Source organism: Flavobacterium sp. (assembly GCF_044349645.1).
Classification (GTDB): Bacteria; Bacteroidota; Bacteroidia; order Flavobacteriales; family Flavobacteriaceae; genus Flavobacterium.
The window spans coordinates 1-15,418 of record NZ_JBIKQP010000013.1 but is presented as its reverse complement, the minus strand read 5'-3'; the positions used below and the strand labels follow the sequence as shown (position 1 = coordinate 15,418).

At 32.9% G+C, this 15,418-nt stretch carries 16 protein-coding genes; 7 read left to right on the top strand and 9 right to left on the bottom strand.

Annotation, left to right across the window (positions count from 1 at the left end; genetic code table 11):
* Nucleotides 1-129: 129 nt before the first annotated feature.
* Together AC9UFV_RS04165 and AC9UFV_RS04160 are read right to left on the bottom strand one after the other, a co-directional pair.
* Nucleotides 130-471, bottom strand: coding sequence for a helix-turn-helix domain-containing protein (locus AC9UFV_RS04165; protein WP_509573088.1), 342 nt, complete (start codon nucleotides 469-471; stop codon nucleotides 130-132).
* A 357-nt stretch (nucleotides 472-828) separates the two neighbouring features.
* Nucleotides 829-1,842 carry a glutamine synthetase beta-grasp domain-containing protein gene (locus AC9UFV_RS04160; protein WP_509573086.1) on the bottom strand — a complete coding sequence of 338 codons (1,014 nt, stop codon included), beginning with the start codon at nucleotides 1,840-1,842 and terminating at the stop codon, nucleotides 829-831.
* Between the two features lie 257 nt (nucleotides 1,843-2,099).
* Between AC9UFV_RS04160 and AC9UFV_RS04155 the strand changes: the two genes are divergently transcribed.
* The 5 genes from AC9UFV_RS04155 to AC9UFV_RS04135 all read left to right on the top strand — a co-directional run bounded on the left by AC9UFV_RS04155 (nucleotide 2,100) and on the right by AC9UFV_RS04135 (nucleotide 7,305).
* Nucleotides 2,100-4,289 carry a glutamine synthetase III family protein gene (locus tag AC9UFV_RS04155; RefSeq protein WP_509573084.1) on the top strand — a complete coding sequence of 730 codons (2,190 nt, stop codon included), beginning with the start codon at nucleotides 2,100-2,102 and terminating at the stop codon, nucleotides 4,287-4,289.
* Between the two features lie 116 nt (nucleotides 4,290-4,405).
* Complete coding sequence (locus AC9UFV_RS04150; RefSeq protein WP_509573082.1) at nucleotides 4,406-5,200, top strand: OmpA family protein; 795 nt, start codon at nucleotides 4,406-4,408, stop codon at nucleotides 5,198-5,200.
* A 66-nt stretch (nucleotides 5,201-5,266) separates the two neighbouring features.
* Nucleotides 5,267-6,445 (top strand): AIR synthase related protein, encoded by a 1,179-nt coding sequence (locus tag AC9UFV_RS04145; RefSeq protein WP_509573080.1) that lies wholly within the window; start codon nucleotides 5,267-5,269, stop codon nucleotides 6,443-6,445.
* 50 nt (nucleotides 6,446-6,495) lie between these two features.
* On the top strand, nucleotides 6,496-6,849 hold the full coding sequence (locus AC9UFV_RS04140) for a hypothetical protein (protein ID WP_509573078.1): 354 nt from the start codon (nucleotides 6,496-6,498) through the stop codon (nucleotides 6,847-6,849).
* Between the two features lie 18 nt (nucleotides 6,850-6,867).
* The gene (locus AC9UFV_RS04135) at nucleotides 6,868-7,305 is read left to right on the top strand and encodes a hypothetical protein (protein WP_509573076.1); all 438 of its coding nucleotides are present in this window, start codon (nucleotides 6,868-6,870) and stop codon (nucleotides 7,303-7,305) included.
* A 65-nt stretch (nucleotides 7,306-7,370) separates the two neighbouring features.
* On the opposite strand, the gene AC9UFV_RS04130 is transcribed toward AC9UFV_RS04135, so the two are convergent.
* The 7 genes from AC9UFV_RS04130 to AC9UFV_RS04100 all read right to left on the bottom strand — a co-directional run bounded on the left by AC9UFV_RS04130 (nucleotide 7,371) and on the right by AC9UFV_RS04100 (nucleotide 12,883).
* Entirely contained in the window at nucleotides 7,371-8,567 is a 1,197-nt protein-coding gene (locus AC9UFV_RS04130) for a peptidylprolyl isomerase (RefSeq protein WP_509573074.1), read from the bottom strand.
* Nucleotides 8,568-8,633: 66 nt separating this feature from the next.
* Complete coding sequence (locus AC9UFV_RS04125) at nucleotides 8,634-9,758, bottom strand: peptidylprolyl isomerase (RefSeq protein ID WP_509573072.1); 1,125 nt, start codon at nucleotides 9,756-9,758, stop codon at nucleotides 8,634-8,636.
* Between the two features lie 6 nt (nucleotides 9,759-9,764).
* Nucleotides 9,765-10,337, bottom strand: coding sequence for a gliding motility-associated peptidyl-prolyl isomerase GldI (gldI, locus tag AC9UFV_RS04120; RefSeq protein ID WP_509573070.1), 573 nt, complete (start codon nucleotides 10,335-10,337; stop codon nucleotides 9,765-9,767).
* Nucleotides 10,324-11,343 carry a DHH family phosphoesterase gene (locus tag AC9UFV_RS04115; RefSeq protein WP_509573067.1) on the bottom strand — a complete coding sequence of 340 codons (1,020 nt, stop codon included), beginning with the start codon at nucleotides 11,341-11,343 and terminating at the stop codon, nucleotides 10,324-10,326. The genes gldI and AC9UFV_RS04115 overlap by 14 nt, the downstream gene beginning before the upstream one ends.
* A 60-nt stretch (nucleotides 11,344-11,403) precedes the next feature.
* Nucleotides 11,404-11,775 (bottom strand): fluoride efflux transporter CrcB, encoded by a 372-nt coding sequence (crcB, locus tag AC9UFV_RS04110; RefSeq protein ID WP_509573065.1) that lies wholly within the window; start codon nucleotides 11,773-11,775, stop codon nucleotides 11,404-11,406.
* 6 nt (nucleotides 11,776-11,781) lie between these two features.
* Nucleotides 11,782-12,174, bottom strand: a complete 393-nt coding sequence (locus tag AC9UFV_RS04105; RefSeq protein WP_509547172.1) for an ExbD/TolR family protein — start codon at nucleotides 12,172-12,174, stop codon at nucleotides 11,782-11,784.
* Nucleotide 12,175: 1 nt separating this feature from the next.
* The gene (locus AC9UFV_RS04100; protein WP_509573063.1) at nucleotides 12,176-12,883 is read right to left on the bottom strand and encodes a MotA/TolQ/ExbB proton channel family protein; all 708 of its coding nucleotides are present in this window, start codon (nucleotides 12,881-12,883) and stop codon (nucleotides 12,176-12,178) included.
* A 342-nt stretch (nucleotides 12,884-13,225) separates the two neighbouring features.
* On the opposite strand from AC9UFV_RS04100, the gene guaA reads away from it, so the two are divergent.
* Both guaA and AC9UFV_RS04090 read left to right on the top strand, forming a co-directional pair.
* A complete protein-coding gene (guaA, locus tag AC9UFV_RS04095; RefSeq protein ID WP_509573061.1) occupies nucleotides 13,226-14,755 on the top strand; it encodes a glutamine-hydrolyzing GMP synthase in 1,530 nt (509 codons plus the stop codon).
* A 23-nt stretch (nucleotides 14,756-14,778) separates the two neighbouring features.
* The coding region (locus tag AC9UFV_RS04090; RefSeq protein WP_509573059.1) for a LysM peptidoglycan-binding domain-containing protein at nucleotides 14,779-15,418 on the top strand (640 nt) is incomplete at its 3' end.

The following is a 15,418-nucleotide window of genomic DNA, read 5'->3' as shown; positions in this document are numbered from 1 at the left end:
ATCCTCACCACACCTATACCAATGTAGTAGGAGCGGTGAAGGATTTGCAATTTAGATGCAGAATGAGTTCAGCATGACAAATATTCTAGAAATTCAAATGTCCTTTTATATCTTATATGGTTGATTATTTCAGCTGTCTTTTTCTAAACGATCAATTTTATCGCGTAACAGTTGAATGGTTGATTCTGCTGATTTTAATGAAATTTCATAAACCGCTATCAATTTGTCTTTTAACTCATCTGGGTTTTCAGTTGGATTGTATTTTATATCGCAATCCACTAAATTGAATCCGTTTTTGAATTTGTCTATAAATTTTTTAGAGGGAGAAATTTTCCCATTCATTATATTGGAAATACTTCCTTTAGACATACCTGTTTTTTCCGACATTTCATTGTTGGTTGGAACGTTTGGAAGTAGCATTAATGTTTTTTTAAATTCTTCTTGTCCGTTATATCGTTTTATATCAATCATAATAGTAAGGAATTACGATTGGATAGACTAGGAATAATGTAAGTATGGATTGCAATTTTGCAATTTTGGAAATAGGATATCTGCATAGAATTGATTTTATGGTTTGTAATTTTGGTAAACGTAGTAATTATATTTATTACCGAGGTATTAAAAATTGCGCGTTTTTTAATACAATTGAAAAATAAATTGAAAGATTAAAAGATAGAAAGATTGAAAGATTTAGTTAGTAGTATTTAGCTTTTAGTATATAGCCTACGGCTTAAAGCCTTTAGCTTATATGTCTTATATGGTAAAATAAAAAAAAAAGTGCCCTCATTTCTGAAAGCACTTTTAATTGTTGTAGTTGTTCAAGTTATATTATAAAGCAGATTTAACTGTTTTGATAATTCTTGCAGCAATTTTGTAAGGATCACCGTTTGAAGCTGGACGACGATCTTCCAACCAACCTTTCCATCCTTTTTGAACGGTCATTAAAGGAATACGAATAGAGCAACCTCTGTCTGACACTCCATAAGAGAAATCATTAATTGATGCTGTTTCGTGTTTACCAGTTAAACGCTGTTCGTTGAATGCGCCATAAACTGCAATGTGTTCTTTAGTTACTGGACGGAATGCCTCGCAAATTCTTTCGTAAGTTGCTTGATCTCCACAAGTTCTTAATACCTCGTTAGAGAAGTTAGCATGCATACCAGAACCATTCCAGTCAGTATCACCAAGTGGTTTAGGGTGGTATTCAATATAGTAACCGTATTTTTCTGTTAATCGATCTAATAAATATCGGGCAACCCAAATTTCATCACCTGCTTTTTTAGCTCCTTTTGCAAACAATTGGAATTCCCATTGTCCACATGCAACCTCTTGGTTAATTCCTTCAAAGTTGATACCTGCAGCAATACATAAATCAGCATGTTCTTCAACAAGTGCTCTTCCGTGAGTGTTTTTCCCACCTACAGAGCAGTAGTACATTCCTTGAGGAGCAGGATAACCACCAATAGGAAAACCTAATGGTAATAAAGTTTTAGGGTCCATGATAAAGTATTCTTGCTCGAATCCAAACCAAAAATCACCATCATCATCAATAGTAGCTCTACCGTTTGAAGGGTGAGGAGTACCATCAGGATTCATAACTTCAGTCATTACTAACCAACCATCTTTTCTTGCAGGATCTGGATAAATAGCAACAGGAACCAACAAACAGTCAGATGAACCACCTTCAGCTTGTTTTGTAGAGGAACCGTCAAATGACCAATTTCCGATTTCAGCTAAAGTACCTTGAAAATTTTCATGTTCTTCTACTTTAGTTTTGCTTCTTAAATTTTGCGTTGGCACGTATCCATCCAACCAAATGTACTCTAATTTAATTTTTGCCATGGTTTTTTTAGTAATTAAGTTATTAATTATGATGCAAAAATAAATAATATTTTCAATACTCCTAAAATTTAGGGGGTGTAATTTATTAACAATGATATTTTTTCGGTTAAAAACTATTATATAGGGGGGGTGTAGTTAAAAAAAGAGTATTTTTATGTAAAATTAATGTTAATTGATATTTCCAGGCATTTTTAATTCCAACATTTTATATATTTGTAAAGAAATGAACTGATTTATTAATTTAAATACCAAATTGTATGGCAAATTTACGTTTTCAGGCTCTTAAAGAAGCATCGAATAGAACGAGTATTAAGTTTGAAGAAACCAATAAAAAGTCGACCATTTTTGGTTCGAATGTTTTTAACGACAAAGCGATGAAGCAGTTTTTAACTTCCGATGCTTATAAGGCCGTTAAAGATGCTATTCAATTTGGTTCGAAAATTGACCGAAAATTAGCCGATTATATTGCCATGGGAATGAAAGAATGGGCATTGACCAAAGGCGTAACTCATTACACTCATTGGTTTCAACCATTAACAGGAACAACTGCGGAGAAACACGATGCGTTTTTTGAAACTTCTTATGATGGAAGTGATCCAGTAGAAAAATTTGGTGGAGCACAGTTGGTACAGCAAGAACCGGATGCTTCAAGTTTTCCTAATGGAGGAATCAGAAATACATTTGAAGCTAGAGGTTACACTGCTTGGGATCCTACTTCTCCAGCTTTTATATACGGTACAACTTTATGTATTCCAACGGTATTTATTTCCTACACTGGAGAAGCATTAGATAATAAAATTCCTTTATTACGTGCTTTATCTGCGATGGATGAGGCTGCAACCGATGTATGTAAGTATTTCGATAAAAATGTAAAAAAGGTAACTGCAACATTGGGATGGGAGCAAGAATATTTCTTGATTGACAAATCTTTATTTAATTCACGCCCTGATTTAATGATGACCGGTAGAACACTAATAGGACATACTTCTGCAAAAGGACAACAATTAGACGATCATTATTTTGGTTCCATACCAACGCGTGCTTTGACCTTCATGAGAGATTTAGAGCAAGAATGTATGTTGCTTGGAATCCCTGTAAAAACCCGTCATAATGAAGTTGCACCCAACCAATTTGAATTAGCACCAATATTTGAAGAAACTAACCTTGCCGTAGATCACAACTGTTTGTTGATGGATGTTATGAATAAAGTGAGTGAGCGTCACGATTTAAAAGTATTATTTCATGAAAAACCATTCAAGGGAGTTAACGGTTCTGGGAAACACAACAACTGGTCACTAGCAACAGATACAGGTGTGAATTTATTGAGTCCGAGTAAAACTCCGATGAGTAATTTGCAGTTTTTAACTTTCTTTATTAATACGATTAAGGCCGTTAATGATTATGAAGCGTTATTACGAGGATCGATTGCTACAGCTAGTAATGATCATAGGTTAGGAGCCAATGAAGCACCGCCAGCAATTATTTCGGTATTTATTGGAGATCAATTAACGAAAGTATTAGCAGAGTTAGAAGGCGTAACCACTGGGAAATTATCACCAGAGGAAAAAACCGAACTGAAATTGAATGTAGTAGGAAAAATTCCAGATGTACTTTTGGATAATACAGATAGAAACAGAACCTCTCCATTTGCGTTTACAGGAAATAAATTTGAGTTTAGAGCGGTTGGATCATCAGCAAATTGTTCTAACGCGATGACAACTTTAAATACGATAGTGGCGAAACAATTGAAAGATTTCAAAGTCGAAGTTGACCAATTGATTGACTCAAAAGGCATGAAAAAAGACGATGCTATTTTTAATGTATTAAGAGAATATATTAAGGTTTCGAAAAACATATTATTTGAAGGAGACGGATACAGCGATGCTTGGGAAAAAGAAGCGGCAAAACGCGGATTGAGTAATTTTAAAACCACCCCTGAGGCCCTAAAAGCAAGAGCATCAAAACAAGCCTTGGATTTATTTTCAGAAATGAAAATCATGAATCACGTTGAGGTTGAAGCTCGTTACGAAATAGAATTAGAAGAATATACTAAGAAAATCCAAATTGAAGGGCGTGTATTAGGAGATATTTCTTTAAATCACGTAATTCCAACAGCTATTAGATACCAAAATACTTTGATTGAAAATGTTAAAGGTTTAAAAGAAATTTTCGGTTCGGAATTTGAGAAAATTGCCAAAGAGCAAATTCGATTGATTAAAGAAATTTCCAAGCACATTGAGGGAATTAATTCTAAAGTTGAAGAAATGACCAACGCCAGAAAAAAGGCCAACACCCTTAGTGATGCTCAAGAAATGGCCTATGCATATTGTAATAAAGTAAAACCTTACTTCGAGGTAATTAGAGAGCACTGTGATAAGTTGGAGTTACTAGTTGATGATGAAATTTGGACATTAACAAAATACAGAGAGTTGTTATTTACTAAATAATAAAAATCGATTTTTGAAGTTATTACAAATGAACTTAGTTCAATCATAAAGATCAGGTTTTTATTTAAACAAAAAATATCATAACTTTGATTGTATTTAAACATCAATTTAGAATAATGAAGTTGAAACTATTATATGTAATGCTGCTTTTTTGTTTTTGTAATATAGCAGCACAAGAAAAATTGGAGGTCTTCTTTGATTTTGATAAATATGACATCAACATGGGTGCCAATCAAAAATTAATTGATTGGGTGGCTTCTTCAAAAAATATTGAGGTTAAAAAAATATATGGTTTTTGCGATTGGAAGGGGACTAGTGTTTATAATGATTCCTTATCGTGGAAGAGGGTTAAAACAGTTCATGATTTTTTAAAAGAGAGAAATGTAAAAATTAAACCAGATTATGAAATTAAAGGTTTTGGTAAAGATTTTGAGCAATCGAAAATTCAATCGGAGAATAGAAAAGTTACTGTTATTTATGAAATAATCAAAGTCCCAGAACCAAAAACGAAAGAACAACTACAGTTAGAAGAGTTAAATAATTCCTTGAAAACTTCTAATGTAGGAGATCATATTAAACTTAATAATATTTATTTTTTCAATAATTCAGCTAGGTTGTTACCTAATTCAGAGCCGGTATTGTATGAATTACTTTGTGTTATGAACGACAATCCAAAATTGAAAATTGAAATCCAAGGTCACATTTGTTGTCAAACTAGTCCAGGGGTTTATGATGTATCTCCTTCCAGAGCAAGAGCGGTATGGTTGTTTTTAATTAAAAACGGAATCAATAAAAACAGAATGTCTTTCAAAGGATTTGGAACTACAAGACCAATTCACCCTATACCTGAGAAATCGGCACAAGAAGAAGAAGATAATCGTCGAGTAGAGATTATGATTTTGAGTAAATAAATTTTCCAATCGTAATTTCACTTCCAAAAATTCCGATTATCTTTGCAAACAACTACACAACAAAAAATGAGCTCAGATACAAGTAAAAGATATGCTCTTCGTGGTGTTTCCGCATCAAAAGAAGACGTTCATAATGCTATTAAAAATATTGATAAAGGTTTGTTCCCTAAAGCCTTTTGTAAAATTGTCCCTGATTATTTAACCCAAGACGAAGAATATTGTTTGATAATGCATGCTGACGGAGCGGGTACAAAATCATCTTTGGCATACCTGTATTGGAAAGAAACAGGAGATATTTCTGTTTGGAAGGGCATCGCTCAGGACGCATTAATTATGAATATTGACGATTTGTTGTGTGTAGGAGCAACCGATAATATTTTGCTGTCCTCAACCATTGGAAGAAATAAAAACCTAATTCCTTCAGAAGTAATTTCAGCAATTATCAACGGTACAGAAGAATTAATTTCCGAATTAAAAACCTATGGAGTTACCATACATTCTACTGGTGGTGAGACTGCCGATGTGGGTGATATTGTGAGAACAATCATTGTAGATTCAACAGTTACGGCTAGAATGAAGCGCAGTAATGTAATTAATAATGCCAATATTCAGGCAGGAGATGTTATTGTTGGATTGGCTTCTTTTGGTCAGTCAAGCTATGAAAATGGTTACAATGGCGGAATGGGAAGTAATGGACTAACCTCTGCAAGGCATGACGTTTTTGATCATTATTTAGCCAATAAATATCCTGAGAGTTTTGATGCTGCTGTGCCAAACGAATTGGTTTATTCAGGTAAAGTTAAATTAACCGATGCCGTCGAAAATTCCCCTATAGATGCAGGAAAATTAGTGCTTTCGCCTACGCGTACTTATGCTCCAATTATCAAAAAGCTATTAGAAAAGTACAACTCAGATACAATTCATGGAATGGTTCATTGTAGTGGTGGAGCGCAAACTAAAGTGCTTCATTTTGTTGATAATGTTCACGTGATAAAAGACAATTTATTTCCGGTACCACCATTATTTAAATTAATTCAGGAGCAATCAGGAACCGATTGGAAAGAAATGTATCAAGTATTTAACTGCGGTCACCGCATGGAATTGTATGTTCCTGAAGCTGTTGCAAATGATGTAATTGCTATCTCCAAGTCGTTTAACGTAGAGGCGCAAATTGTAGGAAGAGTAGAATCGTCCGAGGTAAAAAAACTCACCATCACCAGCGAATACGGTGTTTTTGAATATTAATAAATTAACTATTTTCAGAACTATTAAACCTTAAACTTTATACCCTTTCTATGTACGAACTCGTTTTTTGGAATTATAAAGAAGGAATTTATCTTAATAATCATTTGGTATACGAAGCTATTTCTGAAGAACAATATCTCGAAGGATTAGAAGAACTTCCCACAACGGTAATCGTCAACAGAATCAATTCTCTTTTTTCAAAATGGGAGCGTGTGGATGAGAATAGTTGGAAAAATAACAAAGGTCCAGGTGCTTTCCATGTTCGCGCTACCTCGCAAAGTATTAAAATAGATTGCTATGGTACCCAAGGTTCAGATATGGATATTTTGGTTGGAGCTTTAGAAGAATTCAAATGCCCTTTATACGATCCCCAAGTGCCAGAGCGGTATGATGGAGTAGAGTAGTGTATAAAAAAATAAACTATGAAAATTAATTTAAAACACGGAATAGATCAACTCGTTTTCGGAATGAAACAAAACGATATAATTGCTATTTATGGGAAACCCAATAGAGACTATAAAGACGAAGATGATAATGTTATTTTTTCTTATAATTCACTAAAAATGCGACTTACATTTTATATGGAAGAAGACTTTAAATTGGGTTATATTGTTGCTTCAAGTCCTGAAATGGAACTGTTTGAAAATAAATTCATTGGTAAAAAAATTAGTGAAGTAAAATCGCAATTGGTTACTAAAGGAATTACAAAATTCACTCAGGAAGAATTTGATACTTTTGAGAACTATTTTAATGAAGACAATTGGATCATTTTTCAAACGGAATTTGATGAGGTTGTAAAATTTGAAATTGGTGCCATCATCAATGATAAAGATGAATTTGACTGGAAATTTAAAGGATAATGCAAAATAGATTTAATAAAAAAGGTGTTCTAATCGAACACCTTTTTTATTTGAAATAAGTTATATTATTTATTTTCGTTTGGAACTGGAGGAGGAATTCCCTCTAACATTTCAATTTCAAAAATAATATTTGCACTTGGCGGAATAACATTTCCAGCACCTCTTTCCCCGTAACCTAATTTTGAGGGTATGAAAACTACTGCTTTATCTCCAAAAGATAATTTGTACAAACCTTCAATAAATCCAGGTATTAAACCCTCTTTTTTACCATATTGAAAAGGGAATGGTTGGTATCCATTTTGATCGGCTCTGTTTTTATCAAATTTGCCATAAATTTTATTCACTTCCTCATAGCTACTGTCAAAAAGAGATCCATCTTCAAGATAACCAGCATAATGGATATAAATATTAGCTCCATCGGTAGGTTTTACTCCAGCCCCTTTTTTGATGATGTTGTATTCTAAACCGGATTCGGTTTTGATTGCTGTCGCTCTAATTGCTGCTAATTCAGCAACTCTAGCTGCTTTTACAGGAGCATATTTTTCATTGTAAACACGTTTTGCTTCAGCTTGAATTGCTGCTTGTTTAGCATCGTCACTAGCTTTATTTGAATAGTAATTTGCAAATACACTAGGGGCATCGAATTTTTTTGCATCAGCGCCTACTCTTGTAATAGTTACTTTTTGCATTACGTCGTCTTGAACAATTGCGTTTACCACATCCATTCCGCTCACAACATGACCAAAAATAGTGTGCTTTCCATTCAACCAAGGTGTGTCTTTGTGAGTAATAAAAAATTGACTGCTATTAGTTGCAGGGCCAGAATTTGCCATTGCAAGAATTCCGCCTTTATCAAAAATCAATTCAGGAAGACATTCATCTTTAAAGCTATATCCTGAACCACCCGAACCATTTCCGGCAGGGTCCCCACCTTGAATCATGAAATCTTTAATTACTCTATGGAATTTTAATCCGTTGTAAAATGGCTTTCCTTTTAATTTCTCATCAGAAACGAAAGTATTTGTTCCTTCTACCAATGAAATAAAGTTAGCAACTGTTACAGGCGCTTTTTTGTGTTCTAGTAGTAATACAATTTTACCTTTTGAAGTTTCAAAGTTTACAAAGATTCCTTCATTAGAATTTGTTTTTGGTTTTTGAACTGAAGTTGAAGGTGATTTTGTTCCAACCACTTTCGCTACTTTTTGTGCATAGATGGAAGTTGTAATTCCAAATAACATTAAAAATAATACTTTAAATTTCATTTTATCTTATTTTAATAATATCCTTACTTTTTTGCTTTCTGCTGGGATTTCAGGTTTATTCCCAATTTAATTTTTAGGCTTATTTTCTAATAATTCAATTTCGAATATGATATTCGCATTTGGTGGGATCACAGTTCCTGCTCCAGCTTCGCCATATCCCAAGTTTGCAGGAATAAACAATACAGCTTTGTCACCGTAAGAGATATTTTCAATTCCTTCAATAAATCCTGGAATCATTCCTTCTTTTTTACCGGCTTGAAAAGGAATTGGGATGTATTGTTTTGCTAGCGATCTTTGTTTGTCGAGTTTTCCGAATTCGTTAGCCACTTTTTCTATACTTGTATCGAATAAAGTTCCGTCCTCTAAAAAACCAGCATAATTAATAAAAATATCAGCTCCTTCAACTGGTTTTTTTCCATTACCTTTTTTAATTATCGCAAATTGCAATCCGCTTCTGGTTGTGTAGCATGTTTCTTTTAATTTGTTGAAATAGGCAATTTTAGCTTCAATAATAGGTTTATATTTTTCTAGATATATTTTTTTATTTTGAGCATCAATTTGTGCTTGCTTTTTCAGAGTTTGCTCTTCATTTGCAAAGAAATTACTGAAAACTTTTACAGCATCAAACTTTTTAGCAGCTTCTCCTTTTCTGATAATTGTAATTGATTTTATGTCGTCATTTTGAACAATTGCGTTTACGGTTTCCATACCGTTTTCAACGACATGACCAAAAATAGTATGTAAGCCATTTAACCAGGGAGTTTCTTTATGGGTAATAAAAAACTGACTACTATTGGTTCCTGGTCCAGAGTTGGCCATTGCCAATAAACCACCTTTGTCAAATACTAGGTCGGTAATTTCATCTTTAAATTTGTAACCAGTATCTCCACTTCCGTCGCCCAATGGATCTCCACCTTGAATCATGAAATCTGCAATTACACGGTGAAATTTCACATTATTATAAAATGGCTTTCCCTTAAATTCCTCGCTAACAAAGCTATTATTTCCTTCGGCTAGGGTAACAAAATTTGCAACAGTTACTGGAGTTTTTTCATATTCTAGTTGAACCAAAATATTTCCTTTATTGGTTTCAATTTCTGCATACAATCCATCTTTTAAATTGCTGTGTTCATCTTTACATGAAATAAAAGATAAAATAAGTATAAATAATAAGCCAATTCTCTTTTTCATTTTATTCTATTTTTGTTGTGCGGGTTTACTATCTTCGGGTTTAAAATCGTTTAAGGTTACCGTACAAATAATAGGTTGATTTGCTCCAATTCTATTTTCATCACCGTGGTATCCGAAGGCAACATGAGATGGGAATAGGAAAGTGATTTTCTCTTTTTTGTGCATTAACTTAATTCCATGGCGCAAACCAATCATTATTTTTTGTTCTTTGTCCACATGGTATTCTTGTGGTTTTAATTCCATTTCAGAATAAATAATATTTCCTCTTAAATCTTTAATTTCATAATTATAGTAAGCAATATCTCCTTTTCGAGGTCGTAATGTATCTTGGTCATTTTTACTCTCATAAACATACCAATATCCTTTTTTTGAAGAGATATAATTAGCTTCAGGGTTACTCTTTATAATAGAATCTATTTTTGATTCCTCCGAAGCAATTAGTTTTTTATTTCTATCTGCAGATTCTCTCATAAAAGTCCCTGATGATTCAGATATTGGTCTTCTCGCTTTTTGTTGACTACAACTCAAAACGAATAAAACAGTAATAAATAAAGGAATTATATTCTTAATTAGTTTCATTTAAATTTATATTTTGAGTTATTAATTCTTCAAATTTATTGATAGTTTCTTGTAATGACAAATCTGATTTTCCACCAGCAGCATTGATGTGTCCCCCACCACTAAAGTGATCTCTCGCAAACTGATTCACATCAAAATTACCTTGAGATCGGAAAGATATTTTAATGATATTTTCTTCTTTATTTTCAATGAAAATTGCGGTAAACACAATGCCTTTTATTGTTAATCCATAATTTACAATTCCCTCAGTGTCGCCTTTAACATGTTGGAATTCATCCAATTCTGATTGCGACAAAGTTATATAAGAAGTATGGTATTTTTCCATCACTTTCATATTTTGCAAAGCTCTACCAAGTAATTGAAGACGATTATAAGAATTATTATCGAAAAGCAGATTTGGAATATTTGTATTTTCAACGCCTAAATCGATTAATTCAGCCACAATTCTATGGGTTCTGCCTGTAGTTTTAGGATATCTGAACGAACCGGAGTCGGTTAATATTCCTGTGTACAAGCAAGTTCCAATAGTTTTATCGATTAGTGATGTTTGTTCTAAAAATTCTATGAAATTATAAACCATTTCACAGGTTGAACCAAAATCGGTATTTGAATAGGTAAATTCGGCATAATCATCGGGTTTTTGGTGATGATCAATCATTACAAAAGGACAATCAGCTGATTGTAAAGCAATTTCCATTTCTCCCACGCGATGAAGCGCATTAAAATCTAAAGTAAAAATTATATCGGCTTCATTGATAATTCTAGTCGCATCTACTTTTTGTTTTTCAAAAATCAATACTTTTTCCGAGGCAGGAAGCCAATTTAAAGAATCCGGAAATTCATTAGGAGAAATTACTACAACTTCGTGGTTTAATTTTAACAAAAAGTGATACAAACCTAGTGTTGATCCCATCGCGTCTCCGTCTGGATTTCGATGAGGAACAATTACTATTTTTTTAGGTTTTGATAAAAGCGATTTTATCTTATTGATGTCAAAATTTTTCATAGGTTGCGAAGTTACATTTTTTTGACAAAATAGAAACAATTTAACAAGTTCTTACCAAATTTATTTTGCAATATTTAGCCCTAACCAAACAGCAAATAATCCAGTAGTAATGCTTAAACCGATATAAAGTAAAGCTAATCCAGTTTGGTTATTTTGAAGTAAGTTAATGTTTTCTATACCAAATGTGGAGAAAGTAGTATATCCACCACAAAATCCAGTTATGAAAAACCATTTAATATTGGAGTTTACCAAATCGTTTTTTTCTAATAAAGCAATAGCAATTCCAATTAAAAAACAACCTAGAACATTGGATATTAAAGTTGCTAATGGAAAAACGGATGCGTAATATTTTTGAACAATAATTGCCGTCAAATATCTAAAAACGCTCCCAATTCCTCCTCCGATTGCAATTAATAATAAAGTTCTAAACATAGAAAATTACTTTGAGGTGGCTATAACAAAATTCAGTTTTAATTTAACGCCAATTTGCATTAAATCAACTAAATCTTGCACTTTGTTATCGGCTGGAACTCTAAGAACTACCGTTTTATCACCAGAAATTGAAGTTTTTTCAAGTAACATCTGTTCTAAATTTTCAAAAGCAACTTCCTGTTTGTCAATGTAGTATAATTTATCCTCTGTTACTGATAAACTAATATGGTCTTTGTTCGTACTTTCATTTGATGCTGCTTTTGGCAACGTCAATTTAATAACGTTTGGATTTGCTAATGTTGATATAATTAGAAAAAACAAAAACAAAAAGAACATAATATCACTCAGTGAAGACGTAGGAATTTCCGCGTGAAATCGCTTATTTCTTTTAATTGCCATATTATGGTTGTTGAATTACGTTAATAATTTCTAATGTTTGTTTTTGAACTTTCAATGAAAAGTGATCAATCATCATGTTGAATAAGTGGTAAGCCGAATAGGCGATAACACCCACCACAAGTCCAGCGCCGCTACTAATCATTTTTTCATATAAACCACCCGAAATGGTTTGTATATTTAAATTTCCAGTGTTTGAAATGGTATGAAATATTTTGATAACCCCTGAAATGGTTCCAATAAAACCTAAAATTGGAGCAATTCCTGAAATCAATCCTAAATATCCCAACCCTTTTTCCATTTCTGCAATTTCGACATTGGCAGTTTTTTCCATCACCGATTCAATTTCGCTAATTGGTCTTCCAATAATTGAAATTCCACTTTTAATAATATTTCCCGAAGCAGTATTTCCGCGACCACACATCATTATGGCGTTATCGATTTTACCCGATTTTAGTTGGATTCTAACATCATTAATCATGTTTTCGTCCTGTTTTGTAGCTTTTTTAATGGATAAATATCTTTCAACAATTACATAAATACAAAAGAATAGCAATAAGATAATTGGAATAATCATTATTCCACCTTTAAGAAGAAAATCTAAATAAGATACTGAATCTGTAGTAACAGGAACCGTATTTGCATTTGCAGCAGCGATAGCAAGAGTGTCTGAAGCGACAGTTGTAGATTGTAGGAAAAAATTTAAAAACATAGTTTTTGTTTAGGTTTAGTAAGTTTACAAATTTCAATATTTTTTTCTAAAGTAGCTATAAAAATAATTAATTTTTTACAGTGATAATTCTTTAATTTTAATAACGATATTTTTTTATTAATAGTATCACTAAAGCAATATAACTTTAATTTTATTTTAAAATAATTCGATATACTAAATAATGATATTGATATTCATATAATCGAAGAAGTTTCTATTTTAAGCTATAAGTTTATTCTAATTTTCTAATATTATTTTCCTAAATTTGCCCTTTAAAATGATAGTTGCTTTTCGATAACTATTCATTAAACAACAACATAACACACAACTTTACTTTTGCACATGCAACACAACGTACTTATTTTAGATTTCGGATCGCAATACACACAACTTATTGCAAGAAGAGTTCGCGAATTAAATATCTTTTGCGAAATATTTCCATACAATAATTTTCCTAGCGATTTATCAAGTTATAAAGCGGTAATTCTTGGTGGAAGCCCATTTTCAGTTCGTTCTGAAGATGCGCCACACCCAGATTTATCTCAAATTAGAGGAAAATTACCGATGCTTGCGGTGTGTTATGGAGCACAATATTTAGCTCATTTTAGTGGTGGAGAAGTAGCTTCGTCAAATACTAGAGAATACGGAAGAGCAAATTTAACTTTTATTAAAGAAAATGAACTTTTCTTTGATGGCGTTTCTGAAAATTCTCAAGTTTGGATGAGTCATAGCGATAGTATCAAAGCTCTTCCAAAAAACGGAGTAAAGTTGGCTAGTACCAATGATGTTGAATTTGCTGCTTACAAAATTGAAGGCGAAACTACCTATGCAATTCAATACCATCCAGAGGTTTTTCATTCTGCAGATGGGAAATTAATGTTGGAGAATTTCTTAGTTAAAATTGCCGATGTTCCTCAAACATTTACTCCAAACGCATTTGTTGGTGAAATGGTTTCTGAATTGAAAACGAAGTTGCAAAATGACAAAGTAGTTTTGGGGCTTTCTGGCGGTGTAGATTCTACTGTTGCAGCGGTTTTATTGCATCAAGCTATTGGAAAAAACTTATATTGTATTTTCGTAAATAATGGTTTGTTACGTAAAAACGAGTTTGAAAATGTATTGGATCAATACAAAGGAATGGGATTAAATGTTAAAGGCGTAGATGCTTCAAAACGATTTTTAAATGCATTAGCTGGAATTGAAGATCCTGAACTTAAAAGAAAAGCCATTGGTAGAGTTTTTATTGAAGTTTTTGATGATGAATCGAACCAAATTGAAGACGTAAAATGGTTGGCTCAAGGAACAATTTATCCTGATGTAATTGAATCCGTTTCTGTAAAAGGGCCCTCTGCGACTATAAAATCACACCATAATGTGGGTGGTTTACCCGATTATATGAAATTAAAAATTGTAGAACCACTGAGAATGCTTTTCAAGGATGAAGTAAGACGAGTAGGGGCAACATTAGGAATTGATCAAGCGTTACTAGGACGTCATCCTTTTCCTGGGCCAGGATTGTCAATACGTATTTTAGGAGACATCACCTCAGAAAAAGTTCGTATCTTGCAAGAGGTTGATGCTGTGTTTATTGACGGTTTGAAATCTTGGGGATTGTATGATAAAGTTTGGCAAGCTGGCGCAATTTTACTTCCCGTAAATAGTGTGGGTGTTATGGGAGATGAGCGTACTTATGAAAAAGTTGTAGCGCTTCGTGCCGTTGAATCTACAGACGGAATGACTGCTGACTGGGTTCATTTACCTTATGATTTCTTGATGAAAGTTTCCAACGATATTATTAATAAAGTACCAGGTGTAAATCGAGTAGTTTACGATATTAGCTCAAAACCACCTGCAACAATTGAGTGGGAATAATCCAATTTATTTAAAATAAAACGATGTGTAAAAAAGCAATTTTAGTTTTCGTAACCTTATTTTCATTTGCATTAAATGCACAAAATTATAGAAAACACAAAGTTGTTCAAGGAGAAACTATTACTCAAATTGCTCAGAAATACAATTGTACTCCATCAGAAATTTTCAGTCTGAATCCGGATGCTCAAAACGGAATTCAACTTGATTCAATTATAATTATTCCAAATGCTAAAACAGTTCTGGCAAATACTGACAATTCCCATTTAGTAGCGCCTAAAGAAACACTTTATAGTATTTCAAAATTATATTCCGTTTCAATTGAAGAATTACAAAATGCCAATCCAACACTGATAAGCGAAGGATTGAAAGCCGGACAAAATTTGGTTATTCCTAATAAATCTTTGGCTGATATAAATGTTGCTTCTGCAAATAAACCGCTGTTTGACAAACCACTTTCAACACTTATTAAGTCAACTGCAAGTAGCAAAAAAGAGCTGGTTTTTTTATTGCCTTTCAACATTTCAAAAATTGAGAATGATACCATAAATACACTTCCATCCAAACTTAAAAAAGATAAATTTCTAAACATGACTTTGGATTTTTATTCTGGAGTTTTGATGGCTATTGATTCTGCAAAAACCATTGGTTTAAACATCGATATTA

Coding starts and splice junctions, on each gene's coding strand:
- AC9UFV_RS04115 (WP_509573067.1), bottom strand. CDS start 11,343: ATGAAAAATTTTGACATCAATAAGATAAAATCGCTTTTATCAAAACCT.
- gldI (WP_509573070.1), bottom strand. CDS start 10,337: ATGAAACTAATTAAGAATATAATTCCTTTATTTATTACTGTTTTATTC.
- guaA (WP_509573061.1), top strand. CDS start 13,226: ATGCAACACAACGTACTTATTTTAGATTTCGGATCGCAATACACACAA.
- AC9UFV_RS04165 (WP_509573088.1), bottom strand. CDS start 471: ATGATTGATATAAAACGATATAACGGACAAGAAGAATTTAAAAAAACA.
- AC9UFV_RS04160 (WP_509573086.1), bottom strand. CDS start 1,842: ATGGCAAAAATTAAATTAGAGTACATTTGGTTGGATGGATACGTGCCA.
- AC9UFV_RS04145 (WP_509573080.1), top strand. CDS start 5,267: ATGAGCTCAGATACAAGTAAAAGATATGCTCTTCGTGGTGTTTCCGCA.
- AC9UFV_RS04155 (WP_509573084.1), top strand. CDS start 2,100: ATGGCAAATTTACGTTTTCAGGCTCTTAAAGAAGCATCGAATAGAACG.
- AC9UFV_RS04125 (WP_509573072.1), bottom strand. CDS start 9,758: ATGAAAAAGAGAATTGGCTTATTATTTATACTTATTTTATCTTTTATT.
- AC9UFV_RS04100 (WP_509573063.1), bottom strand. CDS start 12,883: ATGTTTTTAAATTTTTTCCTACAATCTACAACTGTCGCTTCAGACACT.
- crcB (WP_509573065.1), bottom strand. CDS start 11,775: ATGTTTAGAACTTTATTATTAATTGCAATCGGAGGAGGAATTGGGAGC.
- AC9UFV_RS04140 (WP_509573078.1), top strand. CDS start 6,496: ATGTACGAACTCGTTTTTTGGAATTATAAAGAAGGAATTTATCTTAAT.
- AC9UFV_RS04135 (WP_509573076.1), top strand. CDS start 6,868: ATGAAAATTAATTTAAAACACGGAATAGATCAACTCGTTTTCGGAATG.
- AC9UFV_RS04105 (WP_509547172.1), bottom strand. CDS start 12,174: ATGGCAATTAAAAGAAATAAGCGATTTCACGCGGAAATTCCTACGTCT.
- AC9UFV_RS04150 (WP_509573082.1), top strand. CDS start 4,406: ATGAAGTTGAAACTATTATATGTAATGCTGCTTTTTTGTTTTTGTAAT.
- AC9UFV_RS04130 (WP_509573074.1), bottom strand. CDS start 8,567: ATGAAATTTAAAGTATTATTTTTAATGTTATTTGGAATTACAACTTCC.